Genomic DNA, 17,981 nt, shown 5'->3' with positions numbered 1-17,981 from the left:
CGGATGGCGGATCGCCCGGATCCGGGCGCACGCCGCCCGTCCACTGAAGGGCACCGGGGGCCCGGGGGCCGCAGGACACGGCCGACCGCCCCCGCGCGCCACCCGGATGGCGGACGGCGCGCGGCGGGGCGCGGGAGCGCGCGGAGGGCGTGGAGGGCGGTGAGGGCGGGGCGGAGCGGGGCGGCCCCGGGCGGGGCGGGGCGCCGGACCGGGCCGGGCGGGCCCGGGTCCGGCGCGGCTCAGACCCGGGCCGGGGCGGGGGCGGGGAGCCCCAGCTCGAACCAGACGATCTTGCCCTTGGGCGTGCGCCGGCTCCCCCACCGCTCGGCGAGGAGGCTGACCAGCTGCAGGCCGCGGCCGCCCTCGTCGGTGACGTGGGCGCGCCGCTGCCGGGGCTGGGCGTAGCCGTTGTCCCAGACCTCGCAGACCACGGTGGTGTCGCGCAGCAGCCGCAGCCGGATGTCGCCCCGGCCGTGGCGCAGGGCGTTGGTGGCCAGCTCGCTGACGAGCAGTTCGGTGGTGTCGACGAGGTCGTCGAGGCCGCGGGCCAGGAGCCAGCCGATGGCCAGTTCGCGGGCGCGGGCGACCGAGGTGGGCTCCGGGGGGAGCCGCCAGTCGCCCACCGCGTCCTCGGGCAGGGCGTGGACGCGGGCCATGACCAGGGCGATGTCGTCCTCGCCGTGGTGCGGGTCGAGCTCGCTGAGGACGTGGTCGCAGACGTCCTCCAGACCGCGCCGGGGCCCGGACAGCGCACGGCGGAAGGCCTCCAGGCCCTCCTCCAGCTGGTGCTTGCGGGACTCGACCAGGCCGTCGGTGTACAGGCCGAGCAGGGCGCCGTCCGGCAGCTCCACCTCGACCTCCTCGAAGATCTCGCCGCCGACGCCCAGGGGCAGGCCGGGCGGGACGTCGAGCATGAGGGCGTCGTCGCCGGGGGTCAGGAGGACCGGCGGCAGGTGGCCGGCGTTGGCGATGGTGCAGCGGCGCTTGACGGCGTCGTACACGGCGTAGACGCAGGTCGCCAGGTAGACCTCGGAGGCGTCGGCGGGCTCGGGGCCGCCGGGGGGCGGGGCCGCGCCCCGGGACTGGGCGAGCAGCGGCTGGTGCTGGGCGAACGGCGAGGGGCCGCTGCCGAGCGCGGGCCGGGCGGTGCCGTCGCCGAGGCCGCGGGCGATCTCGTCGAGGGCGGTGAGCACCTCGGCGGGGTCGAGGTCGAGCATGGCCAGGGTGCGCACGGCGGTCCGCAGCTGCCCCATGGCGACGGCGGCCCGAAGGCCGCGGCCCATGACGTCGCCGACGACCAGGGCGGTGCGGTTGCCGGGCAGCGGGATGACGTCGAACCAGTCGCCGCCGACCTCGGTCCCGCTGCTGCCGGGCAGGTACCGGCAGGCGATCTCCAGGCCGCTGGCGGCCGGGTTGCCGGGCGGCAGCAGGCTGCGCTGGAGGATCAGGGCGCGCTCGTGCTCGCGCCGGTACAGGCGGGCGTTGTCGATGCAGACGGCGGCCCGGCCGACGAGCTCCTGGGCGATGGCGACGTCGCGCTGGTCGAAGGGCTCGCTGCCCTTGGCCCGGGAGAGCTGGACGAGGCCGAGCACCACGTTGCGGGCGACCAGCGGCACGACCAGGGTGGAGCGGACCAGCGGGTCGGGGTGGCGGTCGGGGGTGACGCTGCGGCCGGTGCGCAGCGCCTTGGCGTGCGGGGAGCGCGGCGGGTAGCAGAACGTCGCGCCGACGCGTGCGGCGTCGGCGCTGCTGGGCGCACCGGTCACCGCGGCGGCGCCGGTGACGACGCTGGAGACGGCGACGCGGCGCAGCTCGCCGGCGCCGTCGGCGGGCCCGGCGGGGGTGTCGTCGCCGGCCAGCAGCGCCGAGTACAGGTCGACGGAGGCGGTGTCGCAGAAGCCGGGGACGATGACGTCCAGCAGCTCCTTCGCGGTGGTCTCCAGGTCGAGGGTGGAGCCGATGTGGGCGCCGGCCTCGTTGAGCAGGGCCAGGTTGCGGCGGACGCTGGCGGCCTCCCGCTCGTCGCGCTGGCGCCGCGTCACGTCGGAGATCTGTCCCGCGACGCCCATCGGGCGGTCGCCCGCGCCGACCAGCCGGTACAGCGACACCGACCACTTGCGGGCGCCGTCGCGCATCGGCGCGGGGCCGGTGAAGCGCATGTCGAAGACCGGGTCGCCGCTCTCCAGCACCTGCCGGAGGGCGCCGAGCAGCCGCTCGGCCTCGGCGCGCGGGAAGATCTCGTGCGGGTGCAGGCCGACGAGGTCGGCGGCGGAGAGGCCGATGCCGGTGGCGAAGGCGTCGTTGACGCGCTGCAGCCGCAGGTGCCGGTCGAAGAGGAAGAACCCGGTGGGCGTCTGGCCGAAGACGGCCTCGGAGGCGGCGAGGTCGGTCTCGATCCGCTGCAGCCTGCGCAGGTCCACCGCGAGGCAGACCGCGCCGCCCGCGTCGCCCTCGGAGTGACCGGGCATCAGGTAGACCTCGGCGACGCCCTCGCTGCCGGCCGAGTCGCGGTAGGGGACGGTGCCGACCCACTCCTCGCCGCCGAGGATGCGCTCCAGGCGGGAGCGGCCCTCCCGCCACAGGGCCCGGGGGATGAAGGCGGTCACCGGGTCGGCGCCCACCGCGTCGGGGGCGCCGACGCCGAAGAACTCGGCGGCGCGGTCGCTCCACTGGCTGATGCGGCCGTCGGCGCCTATCGCGAAGGCGGCCACCCGGACGTAGTCGTAGATGGAGCCGGGCGCCCCCTGGTTCCAGCCGGACCGGACCGGCCGCCCGGACGGGTCGGCGCCGTCCCCGGCGCCGGGCCGCTCCGCGTGCACGGGAGGACCCGGGTGCCCGGGGAGGGCGTCCGGCGCGGGACGTGCCGCATGTCCGGAAGGCCCTTCATGTCCGGAAGGTCCTTCGTGGTGCCCGGAAGGCGCGCCGTTCCCGGACGGGCCGCCGTTCCCGGAGGGCCCGTCATGTCCGGCCGGACCGCCCCGGTCGGGCCGTCGGACCCGCCCGGCCGGTTCGGACGCGTGCCCCGGGCGGGGCACGCGCACCTCGGACCGGGACTGCTCACCGCCGCGCACCTTCGCCCTCCTGCCCGTCAACGCGTTCCGTGCCGGCCTGTCGCTCCACGGGACGACTTCCCTTCACCGGTCGGACTCCGCCGCCTCCCGTCCGGCCGGAGCCGTCCGGGTGTCGAGACCACGAGTATTCATCATCGCAGCGGCATCGCCCATGCCCTCGATGTCACAACATCAAATCGAGGGAAGGTTTCCGCCCCGGGGGCCGTCCGCCGCCGCGACCTGCCCGGCCGCCTCCGTCCGCACGCGTCCACGGCCCGGACTACGCATTCCGGTGCCGTTCGGCTCACCCGTCCTCCCGCCCCTGCCGCCCCTCCGCCGGGCGGCCGCACCCCGGTCCGGTCCGCACGCCGGCGCCGCCCGCCCCGCGGTCCCCGCGGACCGTCACGCCCCGCGGACCGTCACGCCCCGCGGCCGGGGACGGGCAGCGGCAGCTCCAGCCAGACCACCTTGCCCTGCCCCTCCGTGCGGGTGCCCCAGCGCGCCGCCAGCCGCCGTACGAGCTCCAGCCCGCGGCCGCCCTCGTCGGTCCCCTCCGCCCGCCGCTCGGTCGGCGGCTCCGGCACCGGGTCGGACACCTCCAGCAGCAGGGCGTCCTCACCGACCGTCAGCCGCAGCCCGATCGGCGCGCTGGCGTACCGGACGGCGTTGGTGACCAGCTCGCTCGCCAGCAGCTCGGCGGTGTCGCCGATCCCTTCGAGCCCCCAGTCCACCAGGGTGGCGCGGGCGAGGCGGCGGGCACGGGAGGCCGCGCAGGGCTCGGCGGGGAGCGTCCAGCCGGCGGTGCGCTGCGCGGGGGTGCGCCCCAGCCGGGCCAGCAGCAGCGCCACGTCGTCGGGCTCGCGGCCGCGTTCCACGATGCCGAGGACGGCCTCGCACGCCTCCTGGATGGACGCGTGCGGCTTCTCCAGCACGTCCTGCAGCCTGGCGAGGCCCACGTCGAGGTCGCGGTCGCGGGACTCCACCAGCCCGTCGGTGCACAGGGCCAGCAGGCTGCCCTCCGGGACCTCCAGCTCGACGGACTCGAAGGGCACCCCGCCCACCCCCAGCGGCGCGCCGGAGGGCAGGTCCAGCACCCGCGCGGTGCCGCCCGGCAGCGGCCCGGAGGAGGGCACGGCGAGGGGGGTGCCGACGGCGGGGACGACCAGCAGCGGCGGGACGTGCCCGGCCTTGGCGAGGACGCAGCGCCGGGTCGCCGGGTCGTAGACGGCGTAGACGCAGGTGGCGATGAGCGCGTCGTCGGGGCCCTGCACCAGGTCGTCGGCGAGCTGGTGGACGTGCTCCAGGAGCACGGCGGGCGGCAGGTCCAGGCCGGCGAGGGTCCGCACGGCGGTGCGGAGCCGGCCCATGGTGGCGGCGGCCCGCAGGCCGTGCCCCATCACGTCGCCGACCACCAGCGCGGTGCGGTCGCCGGGCAGCGGGATCACGTCGAACCAGTCGCCGCCGACCTCGGCGCCGCTGCTGCCGGGGACGTAGCGGTAGGCGACCTCGACGCCGGGCGGCTGCGGGACCTGCTGGGGCAGCAGGGTGCGCTGGAGGGTGAGGGCGGCGGCCCGCTCGCGGGCGTACAGGCGGGCGTTGTCCAGGGAGCTGCCGGCCCGGTCGGCGAGCTCCACGGCGAAGGCCAGGTCGTCGCGGTCGAAGGCCTCCCGGCGCCCGGCGCGGCTGACCGCCAGCAGGCCGATGACGATGCCGCGGGCCCGCAGCGGGACCACCAGCATGGCGTGGACGCCCAGGTCGAGGGCGGCATGGACCCGGGGGTCGCCGGGGAAGGTGGCCTTCTCGATCTGCGCCGGGGTGGAGAGCATCCCGGGCTCCCCGGAGCGCAGCACCCGGCCGAAGACCGACTCGTCGGTGAAGGCGATCCGCGAGCCGCGCCGCAGCATGGCCCGCACCAGGGGGCCCTCCGCGACCGAGCCGACGCCGAGCTGGACGAGCTCGGTGCGGCTGCTGTGCGGGTGGCGGGGCAGGTCGTCGCCGGAGGCGACCGCCTGCAGCAGGATGACGCCCGAGTAGTCGGCGAGGCGGGGCACCACGGAGCCGGCCAGCTCCTGCGCGATCCGGGACGCGTCCAGCAGGTCCCCGACGCGGGAGCCGAACTCGTTGAGCAGGGAGAGGCGGCGCCGCGCGTGCTCCACCTTGGCCACCGCCCGGTACCGGTCGGTGACGTCCATGACCATGCCCGCGACGCCGAGGACCCGGCCCGAGCGGTCCGTCAGGCGGCTGTAGGACAGGGAGCGGTAGCCGGGGCGGCGGGCGCTGGGGGAGGCGACGGTGACGTCCACGATCGGCTCGCCGGTGGCCAGGACCTGGCGCTGGATCGCGGAGACCTCGTCGGCGGCGCGCTCGGGCAGCACCTCGCCGGTGGCGCGGCCGACGTGCTCGGCGGCGGGCAGGCCGTTCATCCGGGCCAGCTCGGAGTTGACGCCGACGTACCGCAGGTCGGTGTCGAGGACGGCGATGCCGAGCGCCGCCTGCTCGAAGAGCGCGTCGCGGACCGCCAGGTCGCGCTCCACGGCCTGAAGGGCGTCCGCGTCGGTGAAGGCGAGCTGGAGGAAGGGCACCCCGTCGCCGTCCGCCAGCAGGGAGATCCGCAGGTCCAGGGCGACGTAGCGGCCCTCGCGGTCGTGGACCCGGATCCGGCCGTGCCAGCTGCCGGTACGGATGGCGTGCTCGTAGGCCAGGCGGGGCCGGTGGGCCCGGTCGGGGGAGACCATCACCTCCTCCAGGCGGCGCCCCACCAGGTGCTGGCCGGGCCAGCCGAGCAGCTCCTCGGCGGCGGGGCTCCACAGCACCACGCGGCCGGAGGTGTCGAGCAGGGCGACGGCGACCCGGACCACGTCGAAGAGGCTCCCCGCGGCGCCCGCCTGCGTGCCGGGGCCGGCCGCGGGGGGCGGGACGGGGAACCGGGCGGGGGTGCGGCTGCGGACCCCCGGCACCGGGGACTGCCGGACCACCGACGCGGGGTCGGGGGCGGAGGCGGGGGCGTCGTGGCCGCCGGAGGCCGGCTCCGGGGCGGCCCCGGCCCGGGCGCGGCGCAGCAGGGCCCGGGCGGCGGCCCGGTGCGGCCGGCGTCCCGGCCGGCCGCTCCACCGCTCGCCCGTGCCGCTGTCCGCACTCGGCACCGAGGGGTCCTCCGGCTCTGTGACGCACCGCCCCGACATGGCCATGCGGTTCGGTTCCCGCGGCCGCGCGCCCTGAGCACTGCGGCCCGAGAGTCACATACCCGCATGAAAGCGGGCCTACCCAGGCGTACGGGTCATCTTTGCAGCCCGGCGGGGTGTCCGGACGGGGTGTCCGGCCGAGGGGTCCGGAGGGGATGTCCGTAGTGGGTGTCCGGCGGGGGTGCGGAGCGGCGGGGACGTGCGACGGGGCGGTCGGGGACGCGGGGTACGGCGGAGCGCGGGGCGCACGGGAGTACAGGGTCCGGCGGAGTGCGGGGCGCGGCGGCCCCGGGGGCCGGTCAGGGCCGGCGCAGCAGCCCGGCCACCTCGGGCAGGACGCCGCGGTCCTGCTCCAGCCAGTCGACGGAGTCCAGGTCGTCCGGGCCCAGCCAGCGCACCTCGGAGTGGTCCTGGAGCGGGCTCGGATCGCCGGAGAGCAGCTCGGCGGTCCAGATCCGCAGGACCAGCCCCGGGCGGACCGGCCACTCCCCGGACAGCGGCGCCAGCGCCCGGGCCTCCACGCCCAGCTCCTCGCGCAGCTCGCGGGCGAGCGCCTGCTCGACGGTCTCCCCGGACTCCACCTTGCCGCCGGGGAACTCCCAGCGGCCGGCCACCTCCGCCGGGGCGCTGCGCCGGGCGGCGAGCACCCGGCCCCGGTGCAGCAGCGCGGCGCCGACCACGACACGGTTCTCCATGGGGGAGAGCCTACGGGCGCCCGGGGACGGCCCCGTCCGCCTCCCTCGCGCCGTGCGCCCGTCCCGGCCCCGCGGTCCCGTCCGGCGGCCCTGTCCCCGGGCGGCCGTGCTCCCTGTCCCGGTACGGCCGGGCCCCGAAGCGCCCGGCCGGCGCGGCGGGTCACACGGAAGGGGCGTCGTCCTCCTGCCGCATCACGAGCAGGTGGTCCGGGACGGCGGCCGGCGTGCGGCCGATGCGGTCGACGTGGCGGACGTTCTCCCGGTCCTCGGGCTCCGGGCTGGGCTCGCCGTCGAACCAGGCGTCCAGGATCTCGCCCAGCAGCGCCCGCGAGGTGAGGCGCAGGCCGAGCGCCAGCACGTTGGCGTCGTTCCAGCGGCGGGCGCCGGCCGCCGTGTAGGCGTCGGTGCACAGGGCCGCGCGCACGCCGGGGACCTTGTTGGCGGCGATGGACGCCCCGGTGCCCGTCCAGCAGCAGACCACGGCCTGGTCGGCGCGGCCCTCGGCGACGTCGCGCGCCGCGGCCTCGGAGCAGAACGCCCAGTCGGCCTTGTCCTCCGGGGCCAGCGCCCCATGGAGGGCCACCGTGTGCCCGCGGCGGCCGAGCTCGTCGACGAGCGCGCGGGCGACGCCCTCGTCCATGTCGGAGGAGACGGAGATCCGCATGCTCCGAGCGTAGCGACCGGACGGCGCCGGGGGGCGGGTGCGGGACGGCCGGGACCGGTACGGCGGCCCCGGCGCCCCGGGGCGGGCGCCTCAGGTCGCGGCGCCCCGGTTCACGGCGCCCGGTTCACGGCGCCCGGTTCACGGCGTTCGCGGCGCCTCAGGTCGCGGCGTTCGCGGCGCCTCAGGTCGCGGCGTCCGCGGCGCCTCAGGTCGCGGCGTCCGCGGTGTCGCTGCCGGTGGCGAGGCCCAGTGCGGCCCGTGCGAGCACCGCCTCGGCGTGCCCGTTGCGGGCGTAGGCGAGCGAGAGTTCGGCCTCGAGGGTGTCCGCGTCGCGGGCGGCGGCCGCCCTGCGCCAGTGCGGCAGTGCGGCCCGGGTCTCGCGGGCGAGCGCCGCCACCGGACCGCGGGCCGCGGGCGGCCAGCCGTCCGCGCCGAGGGCGTCGACCTCGCCGACGAGGGCGGCGGACACGGTCCCGGCCCAGGCGCGGTAGGCCTCCGGGTCGTCCTCCGGCTCGCCGTCCGGCCCGGCGCCCAGGGCCTCGTTGTGCCCCCGCACGGCGTCGAGGTAGCGCAGCTGCGGCGCGGTGAACGACGAGCGGGGGCGGTGCAGGGTGCCGGTCCGCGGTCCGGCCGTGTCGGTGAAAATGCAGAGGGCGGTGCCGTCCCCGTCCGCCCAGTCCTCGCGGTCGGGGGCGTAGTAGCGGAGCTCCACGGTGTCCGGGTAGGACCAGCTGTCGGGGTTGTAGGCCTCGGCCAGCACGGTGCACCGCCGTTCGGCGACCCTCCGGACGGCGGCCGCGCCGGGGTAGGTGCCGGGGGCGAGGCGGCCGGTCCTGCCGTACGCCTCGGCCTCGTGCGGGACGGCGCAGGGGACCAGGTCGAGCGGCAGACCCCGGCCGGGGTCCCGGTGGTCGAAGCAGTCACCGGCCCGCAGGTCGGAGTAGTCGGCGGCGGTCCTCCCGGCGACCCGGCCGTGGGCGTCGCGGTGCACCTCGGCGAGGTCGGGGTGCGACATGAGGTACACGCCGCCGACGAGGACGGCCAGCAGGGCGAGCACGGTCCACACCGCGGAGAGGGCCAGGCCGGCGATGGCCAGGCCGCGGCCCTTCTGGTTGCGGCTGCGGAGCTGGACGAGGGCGGCGATGCCGAAGGCCGCCGAGAGCGGCACCAGGCAGGTGAGCCCGAGGACCAGGGAGGCGACGGCGAAGCCGTTGGTGCCCTCCGGCGGTCCGGCGGGGGCGGCGCCGGGGAACGGCCCGTACGGCCACGGCGGGGGCGGCGGAGCAAGCAAGCCGGGGGCGGCCTGGCCGGGGACGGGCGGGAGGGGGCGGACGGGCTCGTTCCCCGGTGCCGGGGGCGCCCACGGGTCGGCGGCCGCCGCCGGTGCGGCGGGGGCGGGGGCGTCCGCCGGGACGGAGGCGGCGGGGGCGCCGGCCGGGGCGGGGGCGGGGTCCGCCGGGCCGTGGCCGCCGTGGTCACCGGGGGCGCCGGGATCGCCCGGGTCCGGCCCGGTGCCGGTCGGCGGTATGGACATGGGCGGGGCCCCCGGTCTCGTTCGTGCACGCGCCGACGGTCGGCGGCCGCGCGACTCTAGCGGACCGCCCCGACACCGGGGACGGCGGCCCGGGCGGGAGGGGCCGGGGAGCCCGCCGGCAGGGGGCGGATCCGATGGGCTTCCACCCGCGGAGGCCCAGGAGGGGCGGCCGACCCGCCGAAGAGGCCCGTCCCAGGCCCAGCACCGGAGCCGGACGGGCAGGCATCGTTCCGGCCCCGGCCGGCCGCACCCGGTTCCGGTACCGGCCGCCGGGCGGCCCGCCCGCGTGCGGAAAGGCCGTCCGACCCGCTGCGCCGCGGGTCGGACGGCCTTCCACCGGATGCGTCAGACGTTGAAGCGGAACTCCACCACGTCGCCGTCCTGCATGACGTAGTCCTTGCCCTCCATGCGGGCCTTGCCCTTGGCGCGGGCCTCGGGGACGGAGCCGCACTCGACCAGGTCGGCGTAGGAGACGATCTCGGCCTTGATGAAGCCCTTCTGGAAGTCGGTGTGGATGACACCGGCCGCCTCGGGCGCGGTGGCGCCCTTGCGGATCGTCCAGGCGCGGGCCTCCTTGGGCCCGGCGGTGAGGTAGGTCTGCAGGCCCAGGGTGTCGAAGCCGACCCGGGCGAGGGTGGCGAGGCCGGGCTCCTCCTGGCCCATGGACTGGAGCAGCTCCAGGGCCTCCTCGTCGTCCAGCTCGATCAGCTCGGACTCGATCTTGGCGTTGAGGAAGATGGCCTCGGCGGGGGCGACCAGCGCCCGCTGGGCGTCCTTGAAGTCCTCGTCCGACAGCTCCTCCTCGTCCACGTTGAAGACGTAGAGGAAGGGCTTGGCGGTGAGCAGGTGCAGCTCGCGCAGCGGCTCGGGGTCCAGGCCGGCGTGGAAGACGGTGTCGCCCGCCTCCAGGACCTTCTGGGCCTGCTCGACGGCGGCGACGACGGCGGCCGTCTCCTTCTTGAGGCGGGCCTCCTTCTGCAGCCGGGGCAGCGCCTTCTCGATGGTCTGGAGGTCGGCGAGGATCAGCTCGGTGTTGATGGTCTCGATGTCGTCCTTGGGCGAGACCTTGCCCTCGACGTGCACCACGTCGGGGTCGTCGAAGGCCCGGATGACCTGGCAGATGGCGTCCGACTCGCGGATGTTCGCGAGGAACTTGTTGCCGAGGCCCTGGCCCTCGGAGGCGCCGCGGACGATGCCCGCGATGTCCACGAAGTCGACGGTCGCCGGGAGCTTGCGGGCCGAGCCGAAGATCTCCGCCAGCGTGTCCAGCCGCGGGTCGGGGACGCCGACCACGCCCACGTTGGGCTCGATGGTGGCGAACGGGTAGTTGGCCGCCAGCACGTCGTTCTTGGTCAGGGCGTTGAACAGGGTCGACTTGCCGACGTTCGGCAGGCCGACGATTCCGATCGTGAGCGACACGTGGCGACTTCCCGTGGAGGAGGGGCGGGGGGCGGCCCGGGAGAGGGCCGATCCACAAGTCTACGGGTCGGCGCCGGGCCCGGGACCGCCCCTCGGACGGCGGGCGGCGGCACCGGCCCGCCGCCGCGGACCGCCCGCCGGCCGCACCGCGCGGGCCGCACCGGGGCAGGCGGCCGGCCCGCACGCCACGCCAGGCGTTCGGGTGACGGGGGGTGGCACCGCGTGTCCGTGGCGGAGAGTGGCGTTCATGTGACCGTACGTTGGGGGCGTGGAGCAGCAGCGTACGCGTACCCAGCCGCCCCGGCCCCGCGGCCGGGCGTCCGACGAGGGCGGACCCCGCCCCACCGTGCCCGGGCCCGCGGCCCCGTCCGACCCGGCGGGCCGGGGGCGGCTGCGGCTGCCACGGGCCCGGCGGCGGCCCGAGGGCGCGGTCGCCGGCCGCGGCACGGCCGCGCCCAGCAGGCGGCTGACCGCGGTCGGCACGGGGGTGGCGGCCGTGGCGGCGACCACGGCCGGGGCGGTCGCGGACCGGGCGCTGCTGGGCGGGCCCGGGGTGCTCTTCGGCCTGGTGTACGTCGCGGTCTGCTTCCAGGTGGCGGTGCGCGTGCGTCCGGCGGACCTGGCGGCCGCGCCGATCAGCGGCCCGATCGCCTTCGCGCTGGCGCTGCTGGCGACCGGGCACACCTCGGGCCGGGGCGTCGGCGGTCACGTGGTGGGGCTGGCGGCCGGGCTGGCGACCCGGGCCGGGTGGCTGTTCGCCGGCACCGGGCTGGCCGCCGCCATCACCGCGGCCCGCTGGGTGGCGCTGCGGCGGTCCCGCGGGCGCTGACCCGCGGGACCGCCGCAGGAGGCGTCGCGGGCGGGCGCGGGCGCCGGGCGCGGGCCGGTACGGGCGGGCAGGACCGCCCCGGCGGGCACAGCCGCCGCGGCGGTCCGCGGCGGCGGCCCGTGACGGCGTCAGCCGAGCTTGGCGGCGGCCATCGCCGCGCCCACGATGCCCGCGTTGTTCTGGAGCTGCGCCGGCACGATCTCGGCCCGCCGCCGCTTCAGGTGCGGCAGGAACTTGTCGGCCTTGCGGCTGACGCCGCCGCCGATGATGACCAGCTGCGGGGAGAAGAGCATCTCCACGTGGGCCAGGTAGGCGTCGACCCGCTCGGCCCACTTGGGCCAGCTCAGGTCGTGCTTCTCGCGGGCCGCCGAGGAGGCGCGCTTCTCGGCCTCGTGGCCGTCCAGCTCCAGGTGCCCCAGCTCGGTGTTGGGGACGAGCACGCCGTCCACGAACAGGGCGCTGCCGATGCCGGTGCCGAAGGTCAGCGTGATGACCACGCCGCCGCGGTCGCGTCCGGCGCCGAACGCCATCTCGGCCACCCCGGCGGCGTCGGCGTCGTTGAGCAGGGCGACCGGCAGGCCGAGGGCCTGCTCGAAGTGGTCCGTCGCGTCCAGGCCGACCCAGCCCTCGTCGACGTTGGCGGCGGTGAGCGTGTGGCCGTCGACGACCACGCCGGGGAAGGTGATCCCGACCGGGCCCCGGTGCCCGAAGTGCCCGACGACCTCGCAGACGGTGTCCACCACGGCCGCCGGGGCGGCGGGGTGCGGGGTGAGGAGCTTGTGCCGCTCCTCCGCCAGGTCCCCGCGCACCAGGTCGACGGGGGCGCCCTTGATGCCGGAGCCCCCGATGTCCACGCCGAATGCCTTCACGTCCGTCCTCGTTCCTCGCCCGGTTCCCCGCCCGTGGGGTTCCTCGCCCATGGATCTCCTCGCCCGCCGTGTCCGCCGGCCGCCCGGCGCCGGGGGCGCTGCGCCGCCCCGCTCCCGGTCTGATACCCGGAGCGGGGCGGCGGAGTCCTGCCCTGCCGTCCGCCGCGGCTACGCCGGTCCGGCCGTCTTGCCCGCGGCCTCGGCGCGCAGGTCGCGGCGGAGCTCCTTGGGGAGCGAGAACTGCAGGTGCTCCTCGACCGAGCGCACGGTCTGCACGTCCTCGTAGCCGCGGGCGGCGAGCCACTCCAGCACGCCCTGGACGAGCACCTCCGGCACGGAGGCGCCGCTGGTGACGCCGACGGTGGCGACGCCCTCCAGCCAGGCCTCGTCGATCTCGTCGGCGAAGTCGACCAGGTGGGCGGCGCGGGCGCCGTACTCCAGGCCGACCTCGACCAGGCGGACCGAGTTGGAGGAGTTCCGCGAGCCGACCACGATCAGCAGGTCGGTCTCGGGGGCGATCTGCTTCACGACGACCTGGCGGTTCTGGGTGGCGTAGCAGATGTCGTCGCTGGGCGGGCTGACCAGGGCGGGGAAGCGCTCCTTGAGCCGGCCGACGGTGGCCATGGTCTCGTCCACCGAGAGGGTGGTCTGGGAGAGCCAGACGACCTTGGACTCGTCGCGGACCCGGACCTCCGCCACGTCCTCCGGCCCGTCCACCAGGTGGATGCGGTCGGGGGCCTCGCCCATGGTGCCGACGACCTCCTCGTGGCCCTCGTGGCCGATGAGGAGGATGTCGTAGTCCTCGTCGGCGAAGCGCACGGCCTCCTTGTGGACCTTGGTGACCAGGGGGCAGGTGGCGTCGATGGTGGCGAGCCTCCCCCGCTCCGCCTCGTCGTGCACGGACGGCGCGACGCCGTGGGCGGAGAAGACGACGATCGAGCCCTCGGGCACCTCCTCCGTCTCCTCGACGAAGACGGCGCCCTTCTTCTCCAGGGTCTGCACGACGTACTTGTTGTGCACGATCTGCTTGCGCACGTAGATGGGCGCCCCGTACTGCTCCAGGGCCTTCTCCACGGCGATGACGGCACGGTCGACGCCGGCGCAGTAGCCGCGGGGGGCGGCGAGCAGGACGCGGCGCTGGGCGGTTGCAGGCATGGCCCCATCGTAGAGGGCCGGTCGGCGGCGCGGCCCGCCGCCGGGTCCCGCCGCCGGGTCCCCGTGTCGGGGCCCGCCGCTAGTCTCGGTGCATGGGCCTCGACACCTCCCCGGAAGCGCCGATCCCGGTCGGCAAGGTCTCCGCGATGATCGGCGGCTGGATCGACCGGCTGGGCGCCGTGTGGGTGGAGGGCCAGATCACGCAGCTGAGCCGGCGGCCCGGCGCCGGGATGGTCTTCCTGACGCTGCGGGACCCGTCGGAGGACGTCTCCATGACGGTGACCTGCTTCCGCGGGGTGTTCGACCCGGTCGCCGACGTGGTGGCCGAGGGCGCGCGGGTCGTCGTGCACGCCAAGCCCGAGTGGTACGCGGGGCGCGGCACCCTGTCGCTGCGGGCGGCGGAGATCCGCCCGGTGGGGCTGGGCGAGCTGCTGGCGCGGCTGGAGCAGCTGAAGCGGCGGCTGGCCGGGGAGGGGCTCTTCGCGGCCGACCGCAAGCGGCCGCTGCCGTTCCTGCCGGGCTGCGTCGGCCTGGTCACCGGGCGGGCGTCGGCGGCCGAGCGCGACGTGCTGGAGAACGCCCGCCTGCGCTGGCCGGCGGTCCGCTTCGAGGTGCGGAACGTCGCCGTGCAGGGGGCGTCGGCGGTCGCCCAGGTCGTGGCGGCGGTCCGGGAGCTCGACGAGCACCCGGAGGTGGACGTGATCATCGTGGCCCGGGGCGGCGGCAGCGTCGAGGACCTGCTGCCCTTCTCCGACGAGCAGCTGGTCCGCACGGTGGCGGCGGCGCGCACCCCCGTGGTCAGCGCCATCGGCCACGAGCCGGACCAGCCGCTGCTGGACTTCGTCGCCGACCTGCGTGCCTCCACCCCCACCGACGCGGCCAAGCGGGTGGTGCCGGACGTCGGCGAGGAGCTGGCCCGGATCGGCCAGCTGCGCGACCGGGCCCGGCAGGCCGTCCGCTCCCGGGTCGAGCGGGAGGAGGCGGGCCTGGCCGCGACCGTCAGCCGGCCGGTGCTGGCGGCGCCGCTGCGCATGGTGGAGGAGCGCGAGGCCGAGGTCGCGGCGCTGCTGGACCGCTCCCGCCGCAGCCTGGACCACCGGCTCGACCGGGCGTCCTCCGAGCTGGAGCACACCCTGGCCCGGGTGGTGGCCCTCTCCCCCGCCGCGACCCTGCGGCGCGGCTACGCGGTGCTGCAGCGGGCGGACGGCGCCGTGGTCCGCGCCGCCGCGGAGGTCTCGGCGGGCGAGGAGCTGCGCGCCCGGGTCGCCGAGGGCGGCTTCACGGTGACGGTCTCCGGGGCCGGTGCGTCCGGCGCCGTTGCGGGGTCCGGCGGCACGTCCGGCACCGGTGCGGGGGACGGCCGGGACTGATCCGGGACTCAGCCGTCGGCGGGCACGGTGCGGGCGTCGGGCATGGCCGGACGGCAGCCGGCGGACCGGGCCCCCGCCAACCGCTCCAGCGCTCCGCCGGGCCGCCGGTGGTCCGCCGTTCCTGCGGCCGGGCGGGCGGCCCGTGTGGGCGGCGCCCCCTACGCTGGCAGCCATGGCGAAGAAGGAGACCCCGCAGGGCGGCGCGGACGGCACGCTGGGCTACGAGCAGGCGCGCGACGCGCTGCTGGACGTGGTGCGGCGGCTGGAAACGGGCGGCACCACGCTGGAGGAGTCGCTGGCGCTCTGGGAGCGGGGCGAGCAGCTGGCCGGGGTGTGCCGGCGGTGGCTGGACGGGGCCCGGGAGCGGCTGGACGCGGCCCTGGCCGCCGACGGCGGGGGGTCCGGCCCGGAGGAGTGACCGGCGGGGCCGACGGACAGGGGGCCGCCGCGCAACCGGACCCGCGCAGCGCGGAGTGGCGCACGTCACGCACGGCGGGAATGGTTGAAATTTCACCTAAGCTGTCGACGGACGGGTGGCACCCCGGCCGCCCGCCCACGAGCCCACGAGGTGGATTCCCCGATGACGACCGCCGCCAACGACATCCTGGCCCTGGACCCCGCCGCGCAGGACCTGCTCTTCCGCGAGGCCCACACGGTCGGCGCCTTCACCGACGAGCCGGTGACCGACGAGCAGGTGCGCGCGATCTACGACCTGGTCAAGTACGCGCCGACGGCCTACAACAAGCAGCCGCTGCGCGTCCTCCTGGTCCGTTCGGCCGAGGCCCGCGAGAGGCTGGTCGCCCACATGTGGGACGGCAACAAGGAGAAGACCTCCAAGGCGCCGCTGGTCGCGGTCCTCGCCACCCACCACGAGTTCCACGAGGAGCTGCCGCGGCTCTTCCCGGTGATGCCGCAGGCCAAGGACCTCCTCTTCGGCGAGCGCCCGGTCCGCGAGCGGACCGGCGCCTTCAACGCGGCCCTCCAGGTCGGCTACTTCATCCTGGGCGTGCGCGCCGCCGGCCTGGCCGCCGGCCCGATGACCGGCTTCGAGGCCGAGGGGATCACCAAGGAGTTCTTCCCCGAGGGGAACCACGGCGTCCTCGCCGTGGTCAACATCGGCCGTGCGGCCGAGAACTCCTGGCGCCCCCGCCTGCCGCGCCTGGAGTACGACGAGGTCGTCACCACCGTCTGACGGTCCGACGCACCGCGCCGCGGCACCGCGGCGCACAGGAGGCCCCACCGGGACCGGTGGGGCCTCCGCCGCGTCCGGGGCCCGCGGCGCGGCGGGCGCGGGGCCGGGCGGGGTCAGCGCAGCGACTGCGCGAGCCGGGCCAGCTCCTGGTAGGTCGCGGTGCCGGTGACGGCGGTGGTGCCCCCCTTCCCCTCCACGACCAGGGCGCGGTACCGGGTCCCCTGGTAGCGGTCCCACGGTCGGCCGGCGACCGGGGCGGTGCCGTCCGGCCGCGCGCCCTGGACCTGGGCGCGGACCACGGACCCCGCCGAGTCGTCGCTCTGCTCGACCGCGGCGTAGCGGCCGGAGGGGGTGATGAAGCCCAGGTGCCAGGTGGCGTGCCCGCCGTCGTCGGCGCTGTACCGCACCGAGGTGGCCCGCCACTGCGCGGGCAGGCCCTGCGGGGCCAGGACGGGGTAGGGGGCGGCCCGGCGGGCCGTCGCCAGCTCGGTGCCGTACGACACCGTCCTCACCGGCTCCCCGCCCGAGTGCGGGATGAACACGTACACCACCGCGGCCACCGCTCCGACCGCCAGCAGGGACAGGACCATGTCCCGCACCGTCTGCCGGCCCCTCTTCGCCTTCGCATCACTCGCCACGCCCCCATGGTGACCCATACCGGGCCGCTTCCCCGCAACCGGGGTGCGCCGCCGCGGTCCGGGCAGGCTACCGGCATCGGTGCAGCCCACGACGGGTGCTGCGCCACAGACAGGCCTCGCGCGGCACGGATACGATCGGCCCACCCTCATTCCGGCCGTCGCGTACAGAGAGGTACCGCTGATGACCGCCCACACGAACCACAACCTTCCGGCGCAGCTGGAGGTGGCCCCCGAGGCCCCCGACCGCAACCTGGCCCTGGAACTCGTCCGCGTCACGGAGGCCGCCGCGATGGCGGCGGGCCGCTGGGTCGGCCGCGGGGACAAGAACGGGGCCGACGGCGCGGCCGTGAAGGCCATGCGCGCCCTCGTCCACACCGTCTCGATGAACGGCGTCGTCGTCATCGGGGAGGGGGAGAAGGACGAGGCCCCCATGCTGTACAACGGCGAGCGGGTCGGCGACGGGACCGGCGCGGAGTGCGACGTGGCGGTCGACCCGGTCGACGGCACCACCCTCACCGCCAAGGGCATGAACAACGCGGTCTCGGTGCTGGCGGTGGCCGACCGCGGCACGATGTTCGACCCCAGCGCGGTCTTCTACATGGACAAGCTGGTGACGGGCCCCGAGGCGGCCGAGTTCGTCGACATCACCGCTCCGGCGGCGGTCAACATCCGCCGGGTCGCCAAGGCGAAGGGCACCGCGGTGGAGAACATCACCGTGGTCATCCTGGACCGCCCGCGCCACGAGGGCCTGGCCAAGGAGGTCCGCGAGGCGGGCGCGCGGATCAAGTTCATCTCGGACGGCGACGTCGCCGGCGCCATCATGGCGGCCCGCGAGAGCACCGGCGTGGACCTGCTGCTGGGCGTCGGCGGCACCCCCGAGGGCATCATCGCCGCGTGCGCCATGAAGTGCATGGGCGGCGTCATCCAGGGCCGCCTGTGGCCCAAGGACGAGCAGGAGCGGCAGAAGGCGCTGGACGCCGGGCACGACCTGGACCGGGTGCTGAGCACCGACGACCTGGTCAGCGGCGAGAACGTCTTCTTCGTCGCCACCGGCATCACCGACGGCGAGCTGCTGCGCGGGGTGCGCTACCGCTCCGAGACGGCCACCACCAGCTCGCTGGTGATGCGCTCCAAGAGCGGCACCATCCGCGAGATCCACTCCACCCACAAGCTGTCCAAGCTGCGGGCCTACAGCTCCGTGGACTTCGACCGCGCCAACTGAGCGCCGGCCGGGTGCCGGGCCGGGCGCACGCCCGGCGCGTGCGACGGGGTGCGGGGGGGGCCCCCCCCCCCCCCCCCCCCCCCCCCCGCGGCCCCCCCCCCCCCCCCCCCCCCGCGGGCCCCCCCCGCCCCCGGGGGGCCCCCCCCGCCCCCCCCGGCCCCG

General features: G+C 76.9%; 14 protein-coding genes. 5 read left to right on the top strand and 9 right to left on the bottom strand.

Annotated features, from left to right (window positions below; translation table 11 throughout):
- Window positions 1-239: 239 nt before the first annotated feature.
- From ACFY07_RS15445 to ychF, 6 genes are all read right to left on the bottom strand, one after another.
- Window positions 240-2,819, bottom strand: coding sequence for a SpoIIE family protein phosphatase (locus tag ACFY07_RS15445; protein WP_390869102.1), 2,580 nt, complete (start codon window positions 2,817-2,819; stop codon window positions 240-242).
- A gap of 650 nt (window positions 2,820-3,469) precedes the next feature.
- Window positions 3,470-6,193: a SpoIIE family protein phosphatase gene (locus tag ACFY07_RS15440; RefSeq protein ID WP_390869101.1), complete on the bottom strand. Its 2,724-nt coding sequence runs from the start codon at window positions 6,191-6,193 to the stop codon at window positions 3,470-3,472.
- 338 nt (window positions 6,194-6,531) lie between these two features.
- The gene (locus ACFY07_RS15435; RefSeq protein WP_230747118.1) at window positions 6,532-6,927 is read right to left on the bottom strand and encodes a (deoxy)nucleoside triphosphate pyrophosphohydrolase; all 396 of its coding nucleotides are present in this window, start codon (window positions 6,925-6,927) and stop codon (window positions 6,532-6,534) included.
- Between the two features lie 160 nt (window positions 6,928-7,087).
- On the bottom strand, window positions 7,088-7,591 hold the full coding sequence (locus ACFY07_RS15430; protein ID WP_390869100.1) for an RpiB/LacA/LacB family sugar-phosphate isomerase: 504 nt from the start codon (window positions 7,589-7,591) through the stop codon (window positions 7,088-7,090).
- A gap of 205 nt (window positions 7,592-7,796) precedes the next feature.
- Entirely contained in the window at window positions 7,797-9,125 is a 1,329-nt protein-coding gene (locus ACFY07_RS15425) for a DUF4190 domain-containing protein (RefSeq protein WP_390869099.1), read from the bottom strand.
- A gap of 345 nt (window positions 9,126-9,470) precedes the next feature.
- Complete coding sequence (gene ychF, locus ACFY07_RS15420) at window positions 9,471-10,544, bottom strand: redox-regulated ATPase YchF (protein WP_230747114.1); 1,074 nt, start codon at window positions 10,542-10,544, stop codon at window positions 9,471-9,473.
- Window positions 10,545-10,812: 268 nt separating this feature from the next.
- Between ychF and ACFY07_RS15415 the strand changes: the two genes are divergently transcribed.
- Window positions 10,813-11,373 carry a DUF6542 domain-containing protein gene (locus ACFY07_RS15415; RefSeq protein ID WP_390869098.1) on the top strand — a complete coding sequence of 187 codons (561 nt, stop codon included), beginning with the start codon at window positions 10,813-10,815 and terminating at the stop codon, window positions 11,371-11,373.
- Window positions 11,374-11,501: 128 nt separating this feature from the next.
- Here ACFY07_RS15415 and ppgK read toward each other — a convergent pair whose 3' ends face one another.
- A complete protein-coding gene (gene ppgK, locus ACFY07_RS15410; RefSeq protein ID WP_390869097.1) occupies window positions 11,502-12,242 on the bottom strand; it encodes a polyphosphate--glucose phosphotransferase in 741 nt (246 codons plus the stop codon).
- 168 nt (window positions 12,243-12,410) lie between these two features.
- Window positions 12,411-13,397 carry a 4-hydroxy-3-methylbut-2-enyl diphosphate reductase gene (locus ACFY07_RS15405; protein WP_390869096.1) on the bottom strand — a complete coding sequence of 329 codons (987 nt, stop codon included), beginning with the start codon at window positions 13,395-13,397 and terminating at the stop codon, window positions 12,411-12,413.
- 92 nt (window positions 13,398-13,489) lie between these two features.
- Between ACFY07_RS15405 and xseA the strand changes: the two genes are divergently transcribed.
- From xseA to ACFY07_RS15390, 3 genes are all read left to right on the top strand, one after another.
- Window positions 13,490-14,767 (top strand): exodeoxyribonuclease VII large subunit, encoded by a 1,278-nt coding sequence (gene xseA / locus ACFY07_RS15400; protein WP_390869095.1) that lies wholly within the window; start codon window positions 13,490-13,492, stop codon window positions 14,765-14,767.
- A 172-nt stretch (window positions 14,768-14,939) separates the two neighbouring features.
- Window positions 14,940-15,185, top strand: coding sequence for an exodeoxyribonuclease VII small subunit (locus tag ACFY07_RS15395; protein WP_230747102.1), 246 nt, complete (start codon window positions 14,940-14,942; stop codon window positions 15,183-15,185).
- Between the two features lie 162 nt (window positions 15,186-15,347).
- On the top strand, window positions 15,348-15,959 hold the full coding sequence (locus tag ACFY07_RS15390) for a malonic semialdehyde reductase (protein WP_390869094.1): 612 nt from the start codon (window positions 15,348-15,350) through the stop codon (window positions 15,957-15,959).
- Between the two features lie 113 nt (window positions 15,960-16,072).
- On the opposite strand, the gene ACFY07_RS15385 is transcribed toward ACFY07_RS15390, so the two are convergent.
- Entirely contained in the window at window positions 16,073-16,597 is a 525-nt protein-coding gene (locus ACFY07_RS15385) for a DUF4245 domain-containing protein (protein ID WP_390869093.1), read from the bottom strand.
- Between the two features lie 181 nt (window positions 16,598-16,778).
- Between ACFY07_RS15385 and glpX the strand changes: the two genes are divergently transcribed.
- Window positions 16,779-17,819, top strand: a complete 1,041-nt coding sequence (glpX, locus tag ACFY07_RS15380; protein WP_230747099.1) for a class II fructose-bisphosphatase — start codon at window positions 16,779-16,781, stop codon at window positions 17,817-17,819.
- Window positions 17,820-17,981: the final 162 nt, after the last annotated feature.

It is taken from the genome of Streptomyces sp. NPDC001380, assembly GCF_042895785.1.
GTDB lineage: Bacteria > Actinomycetota > Actinomycetes > Streptomycetales > Streptomycetaceae > Peterkaempfera.
Note: the sequence above shows the minus strand (reverse complement) of the source record. Positions and strands in the feature narration are given on the sequence as shown.